The sequence below is a fragment of the Planococcus circulans genome (assembly GCF_020023385.1).
Classification (GTDB): Bacteria; Bacillota; Bacilli; order Bacillales_A; family Planococcaceae; genus Planococcus.
This window is the reverse complement of the sequence record NZ_JAIQCL010000005.1, coordinates 160,970-177,414: the sequence shown is the minus strand read 5'-3', so window position 1 is coordinate 177,414 and position 16,445 is coordinate 160,970. Positions and strand designations below refer to the sequence as shown.

General features: G+C 50.7%; 19 protein-coding genes and 1 other annotated feature. All 19 genes read left to right on the top strand.

Features of this window, described 5'->3' with window-relative positions:
- Positions 1-18 precede the first annotated feature (18 nt).
- The 19 genes from K8U60_RS10435 (at position 19) to rpmA (ending at position 16,411) form a co-directional block, all read left to right on the top strand.
- Complete coding sequence (locus K8U60_RS10435) at positions 19-1,677, top strand: GspE/PulE family protein (protein ID WP_223638240.1); 1,659 nt, start codon at positions 19-21, stop codon at positions 1,675-1,677.
- Between the two features lies 1 nt (position 1,678).
- Positions 1,679-2,722, top strand: coding sequence for a type IV pilus twitching motility protein PilT (locus K8U60_RS10430; protein ID WP_223638238.1), 1,044 nt, complete (start codon positions 1,679-1,681; stop codon positions 2,720-2,722).
- A 1-nt stretch (position 2,723) separates the two neighbouring features.
- On the top strand, positions 2,724-3,935 hold the full coding sequence (locus tag K8U60_RS10425) for a type II secretion system F family protein (RefSeq protein WP_223638236.1): 1,212 nt from the start codon (positions 2,724-2,726) through the stop codon (positions 3,933-3,935).
- A 133-nt stretch (positions 3,936-4,068) separates the two neighbouring features.
- Positions 4,069-4,551, top strand: a complete 483-nt coding sequence (locus K8U60_RS10420) for a prepilin-type N-terminal cleavage/methylation domain-containing protein (protein ID WP_223638232.1) — start codon at positions 4,069-4,071, stop codon at positions 4,549-4,551.
- A 46-nt stretch (positions 4,552-4,597) separates the two neighbouring features.
- A complete protein-coding gene (gene pilM, locus K8U60_RS10415; protein WP_223638229.1) occupies positions 4,598-5,536 on the top strand; it encodes a type IV pilus biogenesis protein PilM in 939 nt (312 codons plus the stop codon).
- Between the two features lie 6 nt (positions 5,537-5,542).
- Positions 5,543-6,319 carry a PilN domain-containing protein gene (locus K8U60_RS10410; protein ID WP_223638226.1) on the top strand — a complete coding sequence of 259 codons (777 nt, stop codon included), beginning with the start codon at positions 5,543-5,545 and terminating at the stop codon, positions 6,317-6,319.
- A complete protein-coding gene (locus K8U60_RS10405; protein WP_223638223.1) occupies positions 6,316-7,077 on the top strand; it encodes a pilus assembly protein PilO in 762 nt (253 codons plus the stop codon). The genes K8U60_RS10410 and K8U60_RS10405 overlap by 4 nt, the downstream gene beginning before the upstream one ends.
- Positions 7,078-7,813: 736 nt before the next feature.
- Positions 7,814-8,569 carry a prepilin peptidase gene (locus K8U60_RS10400; protein WP_223638221.1) on the top strand — a complete coding sequence of 252 codons (756 nt, stop codon included), beginning with the start codon at positions 7,814-7,816 and terminating at the stop codon, positions 8,567-8,569.
- Between the two features lie 249 nt (positions 8,570-8,818).
- On the top strand, positions 8,819-9,427 hold the full coding sequence (locus K8U60_RS10395) for a Maf family protein (RefSeq protein ID WP_223638220.1): 609 nt from the start codon (positions 8,819-8,821) through the stop codon (positions 9,425-9,427).
- Entirely contained in the window at positions 9,421-10,113 is a 693-nt protein-coding gene (gene radC / locus K8U60_RS10390; RefSeq protein WP_298830398.1) for a RadC family protein, read from the top strand. The genes K8U60_RS10395 and radC overlap by 7 nt, the downstream gene beginning before the upstream one ends.
- Before the next feature lie 94 nt (positions 10,114-10,207).
- Positions 10,208-11,236 (top strand): rod shape-determining protein, encoded by a 1,029-nt coding sequence (locus tag K8U60_RS10385; RefSeq protein WP_223638218.1) that lies wholly within the window; start codon positions 10,208-10,210, stop codon positions 11,234-11,236.
- Positions 11,237-11,249: 13 nt separating this feature from the next.
- Positions 11,250-12,134 (top strand): rod shape-determining protein MreC, encoded by an 885-nt coding sequence (gene mreC, locus K8U60_RS10380; protein WP_223638216.1) that lies wholly within the window; start codon positions 11,250-11,252, stop codon positions 12,132-12,134.
- On the top strand, positions 12,131-12,661 hold the full coding sequence (gene mreD / locus K8U60_RS10375; RefSeq protein WP_223638214.1) for a rod shape-determining protein MreD: 531 nt from the start codon (positions 12,131-12,133) through the stop codon (positions 12,659-12,661). The genes mreC and mreD overlap by 4 nt, the downstream gene beginning before the upstream one ends.
- On the top strand, positions 12,661-13,350 hold the full coding sequence (gene minC, locus K8U60_RS10370; RefSeq protein WP_223638200.1) for a septum site-determining protein MinC: 690 nt from the start codon (positions 12,661-12,663) through the stop codon (positions 13,348-13,350). The genes mreD and minC overlap by 1 nt, the downstream gene beginning before the upstream one ends.
- A 1-nt stretch (position 13,351) precedes the next feature.
- On the top strand, positions 13,352-14,152 hold the full coding sequence (gene minD, locus K8U60_RS10365) for a septum site-determining protein MinD (protein ID WP_223638198.1): 801 nt from the start codon (positions 13,352-13,354) through the stop codon (positions 14,150-14,152).
- A gap of 44 nt (positions 14,153-14,196) precedes the next feature.
- The gene (locus tag K8U60_RS10360; RefSeq protein WP_223638195.1) at positions 14,197-15,150 is read left to right on the top strand and encodes a nuclease-related domain-containing protein; all 954 of its coding nucleotides are present in this window, start codon (positions 14,197-14,199) and stop codon (positions 15,148-15,150) included.
- A 220-nt stretch (positions 15,151-15,370) separates the two neighbouring features.
- Positions 15,371-15,452: a sequence feature (ribosomal protein L21 leader region), on the top strand.
- A 14-nt stretch (positions 15,453-15,466) separates the two neighbouring features.
- Positions 15,467-15,775, top strand: coding sequence for a 50S ribosomal protein L21 (gene rplU / locus K8U60_RS10355; protein ID WP_223638192.1), 309 nt, complete (start codon positions 15,467-15,469; stop codon positions 15,773-15,775).
- 2 nt (positions 15,776-15,777) lie between these two features.
- The gene (locus K8U60_RS10350) at positions 15,778-16,107 is read left to right on the top strand and encodes a ribosomal-processing cysteine protease Prp (protein WP_146557531.1); all 330 of its coding nucleotides are present in this window, start codon (positions 15,778-15,780) and stop codon (positions 16,105-16,107) included.
- Positions 16,108-16,120: 13 nt separating this feature from the next.
- On the top strand, positions 16,121-16,411 hold the full coding sequence (gene rpmA, locus K8U60_RS10345; RefSeq protein ID WP_006828764.1) for a 50S ribosomal protein L27: 291 nt from the start codon (positions 16,121-16,123) through the stop codon (positions 16,409-16,411).
- The last annotated feature ends 34 nt before the right edge of the window (positions 16,412-16,445 follow it).

The window sequence follows — 16,445 nt, the reverse complement described above, 5'->3', positions numbered from 1 at the left end:
AAGGAAGGAGAGATCGAAATGGCGATTGTCAGAAGAAGGTTAGGCGACATCTTAGTCGAACAAGGGTTATTGACACAAGCGGATTTGCAGGAAACGCTGAACGGCAAACAGAACGATCAGAAGTTGGGTGATGCCTTGCTCCAGCGCGGCATCATCACCGAGCAGCAATTGATCGAAACACTGGAAGTGCAGCTCGGCATTCCACATGTCTCGCTGTTCCGCTATCCGTTCGATCCGATGCTGTTCAATGTGGTGCCGAAGGAGTTCGCCAAGCGCAAACTGCTGGTACCGCTTAAAACTGAAGGCGACCGGCTGTTTATTGCCATGAACGACCCGACGGATTTCATCACCATTGATGATCTTCGGCTGACGACCGGCTTCCAGATCGAACCGACGATCGCTTCAAAAGAAGACATCGTCAAAACCATTGCAAAATACTACGATGAAGAATCGTATGATGAACTGTTGGAAGAATTGCCGCAGATGGCAGAAGAGCAGCAAAGTGAATTGAACGACCTGGATGCGCCGATTGTCCGGCTGGTCAACCAGATCCTGTCGAACGCCGTTTCGCAAAAAGCCAGCGACGTCCATTTTGACCCGCAGGAAAACCGCATCCTGGTGCGTTACCGGATCGACGGCACCCTCCGCACCGAGCGGATCCTGCCGAAGACCATGCAGCAGATGATCACGGCACGCATCAAGATTTTGGCGAACCTGGACATCACGGAAAACCGCATTCCGCAGGATGGCCGGATCAAGACCACAGTTGATTTCCGTGCCATCGATTTGCGCGTATCGTCCCTGCCGACCGTTTTCGGCGAAAAGATCGTCATGCGGATTTTGGACTTGAGCCAAAACCTAACGGATATTTCGAAGCTTGGCTTTAACGATGTGAACATGGAACGCTTTATGCGCGAGATCGACAAACCGAACGGCATCATCCTCATTTCCGGTCCGACGGGTTCAGGGAAATCATCGACCTTGTATGCGGCGCTGAACAAGTTGAATTCCGAGGAAGTCAATATCATCACCGTTGAAGACCCGGTCGAGTACCAACTGGAAGGCATCAACCAGATCCAAGTGAACGCCAATGTCGGTTTGACGTTCGCGGCAGGGTTACGGTCGATTTTGCGCCAGGATCCCGACATCGTCATGGTCGGGGAAATCCGCGACAAGGAAACAGCTGACATTTCCATACGGGCTTCACTAACTGGGCATTTGGTGCTGAGCACGATCCACACCAACGATTCAATTGCGTCAATCACCCGCTTGATGGACATGGGCATCGAGCCTTTCCTCGTGACAGCTTCCTTGAACGCAGTTGTGGCACAGCGTCTCATACGCCGCGTGTGCCGTGACTGCCGTGAAACACAGGAAGCGACGGTTCGCGAAAAAGAGATTTTCGCCAAGCGCGGCATCCAGATCGACACCATCGCACGCGGCAAAGGCTGCCCGCAATGCAATATGAGTGGCTACAAAGGCCGCATGGCGATCCACGAAGTGCTGGTGGTGGACGAAGCCATCAAAGACGTCATCAACCGCGGCGGCACCGCAGCGGAAATCCGTGAAATCGCGATAAGAAATAAAACCATCTTCCTCATCGACGACGGCTTATTAAAAGTAAAGGAGGGCATGACAACGACGGAAGAAGTACTTCGCGTTGCCATGACAGACTAATATGACTACGACAACTTTCATCGACCATGTATTGACTGAAGCCAAAGAGCGGAATGTTTCCGATATCCATATGACCACCGGTATTCCTCCGATTTTCCGGATGAACGGCACCTTGATCCAGTTCGGTGACAAAAAACTGATGCCGGACGACACCATGGCGATCGCCAAAGCGCTGATGCCGGAATCCTTATGGGACACCTTCCTGGAAAAAGGCGAGATGGATTATTCCTACTCGATTCCCGGTGTGGCGCGTTACCGCGTCAACTCATTCCATCAGCGCGGTTCCATTTCCCATGCGTTCCGGACCATTCCGTCCCGAATTCCCACAATCGACGATCTGCAGATGCCGGATACCTTAAAAAAATTGGCGGATACGCACCAAGGATTGATCTTGGTGACAGGTCCGACCGGTTCCGGTAAATCGACGACACTGGCCGCCATGATCCGCTACATGAATGAACACATGACCAAGCACATCATCACGTTGGAAGATCCAATCGAGTATATGCACAAACACGGCACCTCGGTCATTGACCAGCGCGAAGTCGGCTTTGATACGAATTCATTTGCCAATGGCCTGCGTGCTGCACTTCGGCAAGATCCGGATGTCATCCTGGTCGGTGAAATGCGGGATCTGGAAACGATCACCACCGCGATCACCGCTGCTGAAACCGGCCACTTGGTCATGGGGACGCTCCATACGTCGAGTGCCGCATCGACCATCGAGCGGATCATCGACGTCTTCCCGCACGAACAGCATGCACAGATCCGGACGCAGCTCGGCGGCATCATCAAAGCGGTCATTTCCCAGCGCCTGCTGCCGACTTCTGACGGCAAAGGCCGCGTCGCCGCAACCGAAATCATGATTTCCAATCCGGCCATCGCCAATTTGATCCGCTCCGAGAAAGTCCACCAGATCCCGAACGTCATCCTGACGAACCGGGCGTCCGGTATGCACATGATGGAAACGTCTGTCCAGGAGCTGTTGAAAAAAGGCAAAATCACGCGGGAAATCGCCCAGCCATACTTGAAAGGAGCGGAATAACGTGGCCCGTTACAAATACGAAGGCCGCGACCGCAAGAAGATCCGCACCGGCATCGCTGTCGCCAACAGCCGGAAAGAAGCCGTCGCAAAACTGCGCGATGAAGGCATACGCGTCATCGAAATCCATGAAATGCCGGCAACCACATTGCAAAAAGACATCGTCATCGGCAACCCTGTCAAACGCGACCAGTTCATCATGTTCCTGCGCCAATTCTCGACTTTGATGCGCGCGGGCGTGACCATCGTCGATTCGATCCACATCCTGTCCCAGCAGGTCGAATCCAAAGCGCTGCGAAAAGCCTTGTCGGAAATCGCCGAAGAGCTGCGGAAAGGAAATTCCTTGTCCGACTCGCTGGCAAAATACCCGAAAATCTTCGAACCGCTGACGATCAACTTGGTCAAAGCGGGGGAGATGTCCGGGAATATTGATGATTCGCTGGAAAGTCTGGCAACGCATTACGACAAAGCCTACCAGACCAAACAAAAAGTGGTTTCAGCCATGTCCTATCCGGTCGTCGTTGGCATCCTGGCGATCGGTGTCGTCATTTTCCTATTGTCTTCAATCGTTCCGATGTTTGCGGATATGTTTGAAGGCTTCGGGGGAGAATTGCCGATGATTACGCAAATCGTTATGGGAGCTTCTGACTTTGTCATGGGCTATTGGTATTTGCTGCTGCTTGGAGCATTCGCGATTGCCGCAGTCATTTGGCTGATGCGCAAGGATCCAAGAGGCAATATGATTCTCGACACCATGCTGTTGAAGATTCCGATTTTCGGCAAAATCCTGCAGAAATCAGCATTGGCCCGTTTGACCAGAACCTTGAGCTCGCTGTTCTCCAGTTCGGTGCCGATTCTGCAATGTTTGACGATGACCGAAAAAGTCGTCGGCAACGCTGTCATGTCGAAAGTCATCTTATCGTCGCGTGATTCGCTCGAACGCGGCGGCTCGTTGACCGAGCCTATGCGCAAGCATTGGGCCTTCCCACCGCTCATTCCGCATATGATCGCCATCGGAGAACAGACCGGTTCACTCGATCACATGCTCAGTAAAGTAGCTGAGTTTTACGAAAAAGAAGTGGACGCCGAGACCGATCGCCTGAAGGCACTGATCGAGCCGTTGATGATTGTGTTCCTTGCTGCATTAGTCGGGACTATAGTACTGGCTATTATGATGCCGATGTTTGAAATGTTCCAGAACGTAGACAATTTGTAGGTTATTTATGTCTATTCGCTTTAAAATATTTTGTAAATAAACAAGAAAAGGCTATTGCTATAATTGGTACTATTGTTATAATTGAGCTGTACTCAAAGTAGTATATAAAAGTAAAAAAATAGGGGGAAAAGAAATGAAAAAATACTTGCAGAAGAAACTCAACAACGAAAAAGGGATGACGCTGATCGAGCTTTTGGCGGTTATCGTTATCATCGCGATTATTGCAGCAATTGCTATTCCGGCGATTGGGAATATTATTGATAATAGTAGAGTAGGGACTATAAAATCTGATGCTTTAAATGCACTAAGTGCATATGAAATGTATGTGCAAGATGAAGAGGTAGCTAGCACTACTGCAGTTACATCGAATGATATGGTACCAGATTACCTGGATGGCGTTGGAGCATTCGCAACTGCAGAAGATAATGAAGCGACTGCAGATGTAGATGAGTCAGCTGCAGGTGCTTTTTCTATTACAAATGGAGAGATTACCGGGGAAGCAGTTATTAGTGGTGTTACAGTATCTTTTAGTGGTGCCTCTAAAAATGAAATTAATTCTTTAGCTAACAATACTGATGATGGAGCCGGCACTGCTAACATAACAGTTACACGCTAATAATTAAATTCTTTTGTTATAGTTAGAAATATTAGGAGCTGAAAAAATGGCCTTATCGTTTTTATCGAGAAAAGCACGCGTCGTCACCATTACAATAGAAGAAGACGCGATCCGTCATGTCGACTTGAAATCCTCTTTGCCGATTGAGCTGAATTGCGCGGAAGAACACCTTCTTCCTGCAGGCATCATCGAAGAGGGCAAGATCGTCGACGCGGAAGCGCTGGCCTCGGTACTCGATAAGGCTGTCAATCAGTGGGGTCTCTCTAAGAAGTCAGTCCGCTTCCTCGCCCCTGACGAATTCGTTATCATCCGCAAAGTACCCTACCCCGACGATGTCGAAGCCGATGAACTGAAAGGCCATTTTTTCATTGAAATCGGTTCGACGCTTTACCTGCCCTTTGAAGATCCCGTCTTTGATGTGGTGCCGTACCACCCGGAAGAAGAAGAGCCGGAAGCGATCATCATCGCGTCCAAGGAATCGGTCATGCAGTCTTACGAGGACGTATTTGATCAGGTAAAATTAAAAGCGGTCGTGGCTGATATCACGCCGCTTGCCCTTTACCGCTTGGGCTACCTGCAGCATGATTTCCAGGAAGACGAGCACATCATGCTCATCGACCTGCAGTCGAAAAAGATGACCGTGTCGATTTTCCATGAACATTTCCCGATGTTCATGCGGCCGGTCGATCTGGAAGTGGAAGATCCCTACTCGGTCGACCGTACCGCTGTGATGGAGACGATTGAAATCGAAGCTGAAAAACTGGCGAATTTTTATCGCTACAATATGAACAGCGGCGAAATCGGCATTTCAAAAATCATCTGCAACGGTGAATTCTACGATTGGGAATCTTTCCAGCAAAGTTTGGAAATGCGTTTTCAGATTCCTGTCCTGCCGCTCGTCATCGACGTCATTCCGTGCGGCGACGAAAAAGATGTTCCAAGACGCTTTAACCGGGCCATCGGTCTTGCGCTGAAAGAGGTGTAACAGTTTATGTTGGTTGATATTAACCTATTGCCGCAAAAGGAACGGGATCGTCCCGCTTTTCTGATTGCGGCGATTTCGATTTTATTCGCAGCCGTCATCGTTTGGGTGGTCTTGGCGTTTCTAGCCGGCTCCCATGAACGGGAACAGGCAGTCCTCGCTGCGCAATCCTTGCAGGTCGCTTCTGAACAAGCGGCGATCCGCACCCAATTGGAAGCGGCGCAGGGCATGAATGAAGAACAGCAATTGAAAGCGACTGTCGACTGGGCGGAAAGCTACCAATTCGATACGGTTCCGCTGCTACAGGAATTGGTGTCCATCCTGCCGGCACGCGGCTTTTTTGAAAGCTTTTCCTATACCGGACTGGATCAGGCAATCTTGTCAGTCCAGTTTGATACCGCACGCGAGGCCGCTTATTATTTGGCGCAGCTGAAAGCGTCGGAACTGATCGAGTCAGCAACTTTGGACAGTGTCGCGCAAAATGAAATTGACACGGCTGAAACCACTGAAGAAGGCGTGGTCATCGAAAAAGCGATTATTGAAGAAATGCCCCGCTACATAGCAAGCTATACATTGATCTTTGTCGACGAGCGCATTCCGACAGACGATACCGCAGTTCCCGTTGAAGGGGAAGCCGCAGTCGAAGAACCGGCAGAAGAAGTGGTGGAAGAACCTGCCGAAGACGTGGATGTCGATGTTGAAGTCAATACCGAAACGGAAGCACCCGCCGACACAGTCGAACCGGCTGAAACCGCTCCAGCAGAAACGGGAGGGGATGGCCAATGAGCAGTTTATCGAAAAGCCAAAAAGAAAAAGGCCTGATCGTCTTATCCATCATCTTCCTGTTGGCGCTCGCAGCGTATTCCTACTTCACCCTGTACGCACCAGCCAAGGAATCAAGGCTGCAGGCCGAACAGACATTGAGCTCAGAACGCGACGTCTTGATTGCGCTGCAGACACAGCTGAAGGAATTGCCGGAAGGCGAGAAGATCAGCACCAGCGACCTGCAGCAAAAAGTGTCCGTCGAGTCCTTGACCGAACAAATCGTCCTTCAGATCGAGCAGGCTGAATTGATTTCCGGAACCTTGATCGACAACATCGGCATCACCGAAGGCCTGGTTTCATTGCCGGTGCCGGTCGAAGGCCTTGAAAACCTTCAGGAAGTTCTGACGACTGTCACCATCAAAGCAGATGACTACAAAGAAATCACCACGTTCATCACAGAAGTCGAAGCGATGGAGCGCATCATGATTGTCGAAGCCGTCGATTTTGGCTCCAACGAAGAAGTCACTTCGGCCGACCAAGTGGGCGAACCGCTCGATGTCAACCTGACCTTCTCTGCGTATTTCCGCCCGGACTTGATCGCACTCGCAGACACCGTGCCGAAAGTCGACGCCCCGGCGCCGGCTGGCAAAGTCAATCCGTTGCCGCAAAATGACGGCACGGCTCTAGTTGAAGAGGAAGAATCCGAAGAAGACGCAGACGTAGACGTGGATCTTGAAGTCGACATCGATGAAAACGCCGCAGCTTCAGATGAGGAATAGAAGAAAGAGAGAAATCACTGTGATTTCTCTCTTTTTGATAGAATTTGGCCGTTCTGCAAACAAACGATGATTTCGCGCAAACAAACTCAGTATTCCGCAAACAAACTCGAGTATTCCGCAAACAAACTCGAGTATTCCGCAAATAAAACAGTTATACCGCAAACAAAAGCTCTGTTCCCCGCTTTTCGCCTGCGAAAAGCATCCGTTCAGTTCTGTTTCTTCGGCATTATGACGGGTTGGACGCGCCGACGCTGAGATAGTCGTATAACTTGAACAATAGTAGAGTTTTTCGGCTATCACCTAAGAAATAATTTTTCCCACTACATAAAAAAAGAACAGAAGATGCCGAAAACCGTCTGCTCCTGCGTCGCGAAGAGACGGATCAAACTGCGTTTGGCCCGTCTCTTGTAAAACCATCCATTCAGTCCTGTTTCTCCAACAAAGTGTCGTGGGTTGGACGCGGTGGCGCTAGAATACTTGTTGGATCAGCTCAAGAATTTTCTTTCAATAAAAAACGAGTAAGTATTTGTTTTTATAACTTTATGAAAAATAGAAGAAAGAGCGAAAGGTGGCGACTGTTTTCTAAGCAGGCAAATTGGTGAAACACTGCTCCTGCATCGCTACGCTAGCTTCGTCGCAAAGAGATGGACCAAACTCCCTTTGGTCCATCTCTTGGAAAGCGTCCGCCTGCAGCGATTTCTTCAACCACAAAAAAACTATAGCAAAGAGGGTTTCTATGGTACTTACTTATTCTGTCTTCTTCTCGCTGTTCGGGCTGGTTTTTGGCTCGTTCTTCAATGTCGTCGGCTTGCGCGTGCCGAAAAAGGAATCCATCGCGTATCCGCCTTCGCATTGCACCAATTGTCAGCGGCGCTTGACCGCACTCGACTTGGTGCCGGTGTTCTCTTACTTGTTCCTGAAAGGCCAATGCCGGACATGCGGCTCGAAAATCCACTGGGTTTATCCGCTGATGGAGGCGGTCACGGCGGTTTTATTCGTGGCATCGTATTTGGTGTTCGGCTTTACGCCCGAGCTGATCGTCGCGATCCTGTTCGTTTCGATGCTGGTCATCATCACCGTATCGGACATCGCCTATATGCTGATTCCCGACAAAGTGCTCTTGCCGTTTGCGGTGGTGCTGCTCGGTTTGCGCATCGCGATTCCGCTTGACCCGTGGTGGGACAGCCTGCTCGGCGCGGCGATAGGATTTTCCTTGTTGTTCCTGATTGCCGTCGTCTCTAAAGGTGGCATGGGCGGGGGTGACATCAAACTGTTCTTCGTCATCGGACTGGTGCTTGGTACGGCCGGCACCTTGATGACCCTGTTCTTCGCATCGTTCATCGGTGCCATCGTCGGCATCATCCAACTGCGCGTCACAAAAAAAGGGCGCAAGACGCCGATTCCGTTCGGCCCGTCGATTGCGGCCGCAGCCGTCATCGTCTATTTCTGGGGAGACGGTATGCTCGCTTGGTATATGAATTTTCTGGGGTGAAGCTGAGGCTTCATCTTTTTTTATTGTAAAATTCGCATCCTGCGAGTCCGAAAGTATAGTTGTATTCGGAATGCCAACCCGAACTATTGCAAATCCGCATTACAAATAGCTCTATGCAGCGCTTTACAGGGATGGAACCAGCCAAATCTCATTTTTTGATCCCTCATATCTTGGCAAAAATCATTTATTGCCATTTGTTAACGACTTTCTGCAAATGGTATGATTCTTGAAAAAGGAGAGATACCATACATGAAATTCAAATCCGATTTCCCCATCGTTTTAGCTTCACAGTCGCCGCGCCGCCAGGAACTGCTTGGCATGCTTGGCGTCAGTTTCCAAGTCATTCCGAGCACCACGGATGAACCCGATCCAAAAGGATTCGAAACGGCACTCGGCTATGTGCTGGCATGCGCTGCGCAAAAAGCGCAGGAAGTGGCAGCTGGACAGAAAGAAGCTGTCGTCATCGGCTCCGATACCATCGTCGTTTTGGATGGCGAGATTTTGCTCAAGCCCAAAAATAAAGAACAGGCCAAAAGCTATCTGCAGAAACTGTCGGGCAATACGCACGAAGTGATCACGGCGGTGACGGTCGTGCAAGGCAACAGTGAGCTGTCGTTTCACGAAGCAGTCAAAGTGACGTTCTATGAGTTGCCGAAAGCGTGGATTGATGCCTATGTTGAAACGGAAGATCCGTATGACAAAGCGGGTGCTTATGGAATCCAGACGGTATCCGGACTGTTCGTCAAAGAGATCCAGGGCGATTACAACGCGGTGGTCGGCTTGCCGGTTGCGGCGTTGACGCAAAAACTTGCGGCTGCCGGTTTTATTTCCCTGGAAGGGAGCGGTGTCCGATGCTGAACGAAACGCCGTTGATGATCCGTGATGTCCATATTGCCGACCGCCCCCGTGAACGCCTGATCAACCAGGGGGCTGCGGCTTTGTCCAACCAGGAGCTGATTGCGATCCTGCTGCGGACCGGCAGCCGGCAGGAATCGGTGCTGCATTTGGCGAACCGCGTGCTGACGCATTTCGAGCAAATTCAGGAAATGAAGAATGCCACCATCGAAGAGATGGTGGCGATCAATGGCATCGGCCAGGCAAAAGCGGTTCAGCTGCTTGCCGCGGTCGAGCTGGGACGAAGGTTGTCCTCGAAACAGACCGATGCGAAATTCACCATCCGTTCCCCGAAAGACGCGGCTTCCTATTTAATGGCCGATATGACTTCCCTCAAGCAGGAGCATTTTGTGGTGCTGTTCCTCAATATCAAAAATCAGGTGATGCACCGGCAGACCATTTTCGTCGGCAGCCTGAATGCCTCCATCGTCCATCCCCGTGAGATTTTCCGCGAAGCTGTGCGGCGTTCTTCCGCTTCGATCGTCTGTGCCCATAATCATCCATCAGGCAACCCGGCGCCTTCGCCGGAAGACATCGATGTCACGAAACGGCTTGTGGAAGCCGGCAGCATCATCGGCATCGAACTGCTCGACCATGTCATCATCGGAGACCACCAATTCATTTCCCTGAAAGAAAAGGGGTTCATGTAGCACTGTTTATTTTTTTTCTTTTCGTCTATAATGAGTGGTATTGTGTCAACGCAATTGCCGAAATACCGGCTTGTTACAGAAAGGAAGAAAACCTGTGCTTGGATTTGGTTCGAAAGATGTAGGAATTGACTTAGGTACTGCGAATACATTGGTGTATATCAAAGGCAAAGGGATCGTTCTTCGCGAGCCTTCCGTTGTCGTTAAAAATAAAAAGACCGGCGAAATCGTCGCAGTCGGCAGCCAGGCCAAGAACATGATGGGCCGGACGGCAGCGTCGATCGTCGCCATCCGTCCGATGCGTGACGGCGTCATTGCCGATTACGACACGACCCTTACGATGATCCGCCATTATCTTGTCGAGGCGTCAAAAGCAGTCGGCAGCAAATGGAAAACCGGCAACGTCATGATCTGCGTCCCTTATGGCATCACTTCCGTCGAACAGCGGGCCGTTCTGGACGCTGCCCGCGGAGCCGGCGCGCGTGAAGCGTTTACGATCGAAGAGCCTTTCGCGGCGGCGATCGGAGCAGATTTGCCGGTTTGGGAACCTATGGGCAGTATGGTCGTCGATATTGGTGGCGGAACGACAGAAGTTGCAGTAATTTCACTGGGCGGCATCGTTTCAAGCGAATCGATCCGCGTCGCTGGTGACGCACTGGATACGGAAATCACCCAGTATATCCGCAAAACCTATAATGTGTTAATTGGCGAACGGACAGCTGAAGCCTTGAAAGTCGGAGTCGGATCTGCCGGTATTATGGAAGAATCCGAAAGAGACGTTTCCATGGAAATCCGCGGGCGCGACTTGCTGACAGGATTCCCGAAAACCTTGCAGGTCACTGCCGGCGAAATTGCGGAAGCCTTGAGTGAATCGGTTGAAGCCATTGTCGCAGGCGTCAAAGCTACGCTGGAAAAGACACCGCCTGAGTTAAGTGCGGATGTCATGGAAAACGGCATCGTTTTGACCGGTGGAGGGGCTTTGCTGAAGAACCTCGACCGCGTCATTTCAGCTGAAACGTCCATGCCGGTGTTCATCGCCGAAAATCCATTGGACTGTGTCGCACTCGGCACGGGCAAGGCGTTGGAGAACATGGACCAATTCCGCCGCCAGTTATCAATAAAATAAGGAGGATGGCGATATGCCACAGCTTTTAACGAACAAGCGGCTGATTTTGCTGCTGTTGGGAGTCATCCTGCTCGTTGCCTTAATTTCTTTTTCGCTCCGTGACCGCGGCAATGTGTCGCTGCCGGAACAAATCATAAAAGATGCAGTTGGAGCCGGGCAGTCGGTATTTTCACGCCCTGCTCATTTTGTCACTGGAATTTTTGATAATGTCGATTCGTTATTGAACACATTTGAGGAAAACCAGCATCTGAAAACGCGCTTAGAAGAATTTGCGGGCGTGCAGGCTGAAGTCAAGGACTTGCGTTCTGAAAACACAGAACTGAAACAAATCGTCGGGAAAGAAGAAGACCTGCGCGATTACAATCCGATCCAGGCGACCGTCATTGCACGGAATCCGGATCAATGGGAAGAAAAAATCATTTTGAACCGCGGCTCCAATGAGGGAGTGGCGGAGAACATGGCAGTCATGACCGCCAGCGGCCTGATCGGCAAAGTCACCTTGACGACACCGACCACATCCACGGTGGAATTGATTTCCACGCTCAACCCCAATTACCGCGTTTCGGCGATGGTCGTCGGCGGGGCGAAGGATGTCTACGGCCTGATCGAAGGCTATGATGCCGAGCGCCGTGAGCTGCTCTTGAAACGGATTGACGCTGATATCGAGCTGAAAGAAGGCGAACAGGTCATCTCCAGCGGACTGGGCGGCATTTTCCCGAAAGGCATCCTGATCGGCACCATCACCGAAATCACCATCGATGAATTCGGTCTGACGAAGCTTGCCTATGTCAAACCGGCAGCCGACTTTTCCTTATTGGACCACGTCATCATCGCGGACCGGGTCATGCCGGAAGTGGACGGTGAAGACAATGGCGTGACAGGAGACGATGAATCATGATCCGTTTCCTCATCCCGTTGATCTGTCTCGTCCTGTTTTTCATGGAACCGGTTTTCGGCCTTTTTTCACCGCTCAATATCGGCGGCGAACTGAATTACATCGTGCCGCGTTTCCTCATTATGTTCCTGATTTTCCTGACGCTTTATTATGACCTGAAGCATGCCATGTTCTATGGATTATTTTTCGGGCTCTTGTATGATGTCTTTTACATTGATATTATTGGATTATATTCTTTCTTGTATCCAGCCATTTGTCTGGCGGCAGCATTCGTTTTCAAGCGGATTCCCCGGAATCTGTTGACGTCGACGCTGCTGACACTCGCTTTATTGGCGATATTCGAATTTGTGCTTTACCAGTTTTTCCTGCTGATTTCATTGACGGGAATGCCGCTCGGCACATTTTTATCGACGCGGCTTTGGCCGACGATGGTCGCCAACTCCATTTTCCTGGTGATGCTCGGCTGGGTGTTCAAGTCGGTGATGGTCACGCAATTATCGGAGCGTGACAATAAGATAGGGTTATATTAATGAAAGCGCAGGTGACACATTTTTTGAAGAATCTCGTTACGATTAAAGGGAAAAATAAAGGGCTTGTGCTGTATCTCGATGACCAATGTGCCTACACGGATCTATTGGCCGAGTTGAAGGCGAAGGTGTCGGATCCTGCGCTGGACAGTGATACCGAAGTGACGGTGCATCTGAATAATCGCTATTGCACCGACAGCCAGATCCAGGAATTGAGCGAAGTCGTCGGCACCAATCCTCACCTGAAAGTGGTCGCGACGACGAGCGACATCCTGACCGTCGAAAAAAGCGATCAGCTGATCCGCGAAAGCCAGTCGGAAACGTATGTCGGCATCGTGCGCTCGGGGCAAGTCATCAAAGCTGAAGGCGACTTGGTCGTCATCGGCGACGTCAACCCGAACGGCCGTGTGGAAGCAGGCGGCAGCGTTTACGTGCTGGGCCGGCTGAAAGGTGCGGCGCATGCCGGAACCAAAGGCAACCGCGACGCCGTCATTGCCGCATCCTGGCTGGAAGCGACGCAATTGAAGATCGACAACGAATTGGAAACCATGACAGACGAATTGTCCAGTCTTTCGGAACAACCGGAAATGGAATGTGCTTATTTACATACAAACGGCACCATCATCATTGACCGTTTGCAGGAATTGCGGTTTATCCGTCCGCAAATTTCAACGTTTAAAGGAGGAAGCTAGTGTGGGAGAAGCTATCGTAATTACATCAGGCAAGGGAGGCGTCGGTAAAACGACGACAACCGCCAACCTCGGCACTGCATTGGCTCTTCAAGGGAAAAAAGTATGCTTGATCGACACCGACATCGGATTGCGCAACCTCGACGTCATCCTGGGGTTGGAGAACCGCATCATCTATGATTTGATCGACGTATTGGAAGGCCGCTGCAAAGTGCATCAGGCACTCGTCAAAGACAAGCGCTTTGAAGACATGCTGTACCTTTTGCCGGCTGCGCAAACGGCCGATAAAAACGACGTCAATCCGGAACAGATGAAGGAACTCGTGACGGAACTGAAGAAAGACTATGATTTCGTCATCATCGATTGCCCGGCCGGAATCGAGCAGGGCTACAAAAATGCCGTCGCTGGAGCAGACCACGCGATCGTCGTGACGACACCGGAAATTTCGGCTGTCCGTGACGCGGACCGCATCATCGGCCTGCTTGAGCTGGAAGAGAACATCGACGCTCCGCGTCTGATCATCAACCGGATCCGTCCACATTTGATGAAAGCGGGAGAAGCGCTGGACATCAATGAAATCACGACCCACTTGTCGATCGATCTGCTGGGCATCATCGCGGACGACGAACGCGTCATCTCGAGCTCAAACAAAGGTGAGCCAATCGTCATGGATCCATCCAACACCGCTGCACTGGGCTACCGCAATATCGCGCGCCGCCTGCTCGGGGAATCGGTTCCGCTGATGAGCATGGAAAAAGCACCGCCAAGTTTATTCACTAAAATCAAAGCTGTTTTCACGAAATAAGAATTTTTAGCCTCCGCTTTCGAAGCGGGGGCTTTTTTAAAACTTTGGGGAGGTGTTGTATGAACGATTTTTTATTGGCAGGGATGATTGCAGCGGAACGCTTGCCGGCAGCGCATGAAGCGAAGTCGGCCGTTTTATCGGAATTAAGGAATGCACTGGCGGGTGCCAGCGGCGAGCAGCGAACGGCCGCTTTATTGAAACGGGAATTGGATCTGCCGGGGGACACGGCATTTTTGCATGATGTGCACGTCCCCTATAAAGATGGCACGGCGCAAATCGATCTGCTGCTGGTTCATGCGGAAGTTGTCTGCGTGCTGGAAGTGAAGAATATGGTCGGGGAATTTTATTTCGACTCTGTGAATTTCCAGTTTCACCGAATCGTCGACGGCCGCAGGGAAGGGATGCGCAATCCGGAAGCGCAGCTGCACCGGGCAGTTCGTGCGGTCAGCGGCTTTCTCGGCGTCCCGGTGCATGGCGTCATCGTCCTCGCGAGCCGCTCCGGAAAAGTGGTGGAAGCGCCCAAGCAGTATCCGGTCATCTCACTCGACTACTTGCCGTTTCATCTTGAGCAGTTGGCGAAGGGCTCGAAACTTTTCGATTCGGCGGTGCTCGCTGCCAAACTAGAAAGCTTACCGGCGCGCAATTCGAGCCGCCACTGGCTCGAGCGCCATAACATCACCTTCGATTCATTGCGCCACGGTGTGAGCTGTCCAACTTGCCGCTGCTGTCCGTTGGTGTGGCAGGAGCGCAAATGGAATTGCGGCGTCTGCGGATTTACTTCGCGGGATGCGCATGAAGTCGCGCTCCAGGAATATGCCGTGCTGTTCGGTTGCGAACTCGACACAAAGCTTGCTTACCGTTTGCTCGGGGTGGAAGATAAATACATCCTGTACCGGTTGTTGGAGAAGACGGCTCCGCGGAGCGAAAAGCGCGGAAAGCGCCGGATTGTCGAGAACCGGGAGCTGCTGCATGCGTATTTCGGCCGCGTTTATCGCTGACCGCACCTCAAATGGGCTTAACCGCACCTCGCGAGTCGATAACCGCACCTCAAACACGAAAGACCGCACCTCGCACCACGAGTACCGCACCTCACGAGCCAAACACCGCACCTCACAATAAATCCATCAGCTGCCAGCAAGCAATTTCCCGAAACCTTACATTTTCTATTGACGCCACGGGTTCTCCCGTGGTATTATTCTAATGTTATGTTTGTAGCGTACCGTGCTGCAACCGCTCGAATCAGGTTGCTTTAAGAATTCGCTCCGGCGAGTCACCTGAATAGGCGAGTCTTAATCTAAGAGGAGGTGCAAGGATATGTACGCGATTATTGAAACTGGTGGAAAACAAATCAAAGTTGAAGCAGGCCAAGAGATCTACGTTGAGAAATTGAACGGAGAAGCTGGGGATGTCATCACATTTGACAAAGTTCTATTTGTAGGTGGAGAAAATACTAAAGTGGGTGTTCCTTTTGTTGAAGGAGCTACTGTTACGGCTAAAGTTGTAAAAAACGGCAAACAGAAAAAAATCACAGTATTCACATACAAAGCTAAAAAGAACTATCACAAAAAACAAGGTCACCGTCAGCCATACACTAAATTGACTGTCGATGCGATTAACCTGTAAGAATGATACGAGTAACTGTAAAAGAAACCTCAAAACGCATTTCGTCATTTGAAATGTCAGGCCATGCGGATTATGCTGAACATGGGCAAGACCTCGTATGTGCTGGAGCGTCCGCTGTCTCATTTGGAGCGGTGAACGCCATCATGGAGCTGACGGGAATCGAACCTGACATTCAGCAGGCAAACAGTGGCTTTTTAAAAGTCGGTTTTCCGGAGAACCTGGATGAGAAGACGGACGAGCAGGTTCAACTGCTTGTGCGCGCAATGATTGTTTCATTGAAAACGATTGAACAAGACTATGAAGAATATATTAAAATAACCTTCACAGCTTAGGAGGTGGGACAGAATGTTAAGATTAGATCTTCAGTTTTTTGCATCCAAAAAAGGTGTAGGTTCAACGAGAAACGGACGTGACTCTGAATCTAAACGCCTTGGCGCAAAACGTGCAGACGGCCAAGAAGTTACTGGTGGTTCAATTTTATACCGTCAACGCGGGACTAAAATTTATCCAGGTGAGAACGTTGGACGCGGCGGAGACGATACACTTTTCTCTAAAATCGACGGAGTTGTACGTTTCGAACGTTACGGACGCGATAAGAAAAAAGTTAGCGTATATCCAGTTGCACAAGAAGCTTAATACAAAACGAAAAGGGCTGCTTTCGCAGTCCTTT

Excerpts from the sequence above, each read along its gene's own strand:
- K8U60_RS10435 (WP_223638240.1), top strand. The coding sequence starts at position 19 with ATGGCGATTGTCAGAAGAAGGTTAGGCGACATCTTAGTCGAACAAGGG.
- K8U60_RS10430 (WP_223638238.1), top strand. The coding sequence starts at position 1,679 with ATGACTACGACAACTTTCATCGACCATGTATTGACTGAAGCCAAAGAG.
- K8U60_RS10420 (WP_223638232.1), top strand. The coding sequence starts at position 4,069 with ATGAAAAAATACTTGCAGAAGAAACTCAACAACGAAAAAGGGATGACG.
- pilM (WP_223638229.1), top strand. The coding sequence starts at position 4,598 with ATGGCCTTATCGTTTTTATCGAGAAAAGCACGCGTCGTCACCATTACA.
- K8U60_RS10410 (WP_223638226.1), top strand. The coding sequence starts at position 5,543 with ATGTTGGTTGATATTAACCTATTGCCGCAAAAGGAACGGGATCGTCCC.
- K8U60_RS10405 (WP_223638223.1), top strand. The coding sequence starts at position 6,316 with ATGAGCAGTTTATCGAAAAGCCAAAAAGAAAAAGGCCTGATCGTCTTA.
- K8U60_RS10400 (WP_223638221.1), top strand. The coding sequence starts at position 7,814 with ATGGTACTTACTTATTCTGTCTTCTTCTCGCTGTTCGGGCTGGTTTTT.
- K8U60_RS10395 (WP_223638220.1), top strand. The coding sequence starts at position 8,819 with ATGAAATTCAAATCCGATTTCCCCATCGTTTTAGCTTCACAGTCGCCG.
- radC (WP_298830398.1), top strand. The coding sequence starts at position 9,421 with ATGCTGAACGAAACGCCGTTGATGATCCGTGATGTCCATATTGCCGAC.
- mreC (WP_223638216.1), top strand. The coding sequence starts at position 11,250 with ATGCCACAGCTTTTAACGAACAAGCGGCTGATTTTGCTGCTGTTGGGA.
- mreD (WP_223638214.1), top strand. The coding sequence starts at position 12,131 with ATGATCCGTTTCCTCATCCCGTTGATCTGTCTCGTCCTGTTTTTCATG.
- minC (WP_223638200.1), top strand. The coding sequence starts at position 12,661 with ATGAAAGCGCAGGTGACACATTTTTTGAAGAATCTCGTTACGATTAAA.
- rplU (WP_223638192.1), top strand. The coding sequence starts at position 15,467 with ATGTACGCGATTATTGAAACTGGTGGAAAACAAATCAAAGTTGAAGCA.
- K8U60_RS10350 (WP_146557531.1), top strand. The coding sequence starts at position 15,778 with ATGATACGAGTAACTGTAAAAGAAACCTCAAAACGCATTTCGTCATTT.
- rpmA (WP_006828764.1), top strand. The coding sequence starts at position 16,121 with ATGTTAAGATTAGATCTTCAGTTTTTTGCATCCAAAAAAGGTGTAGGT.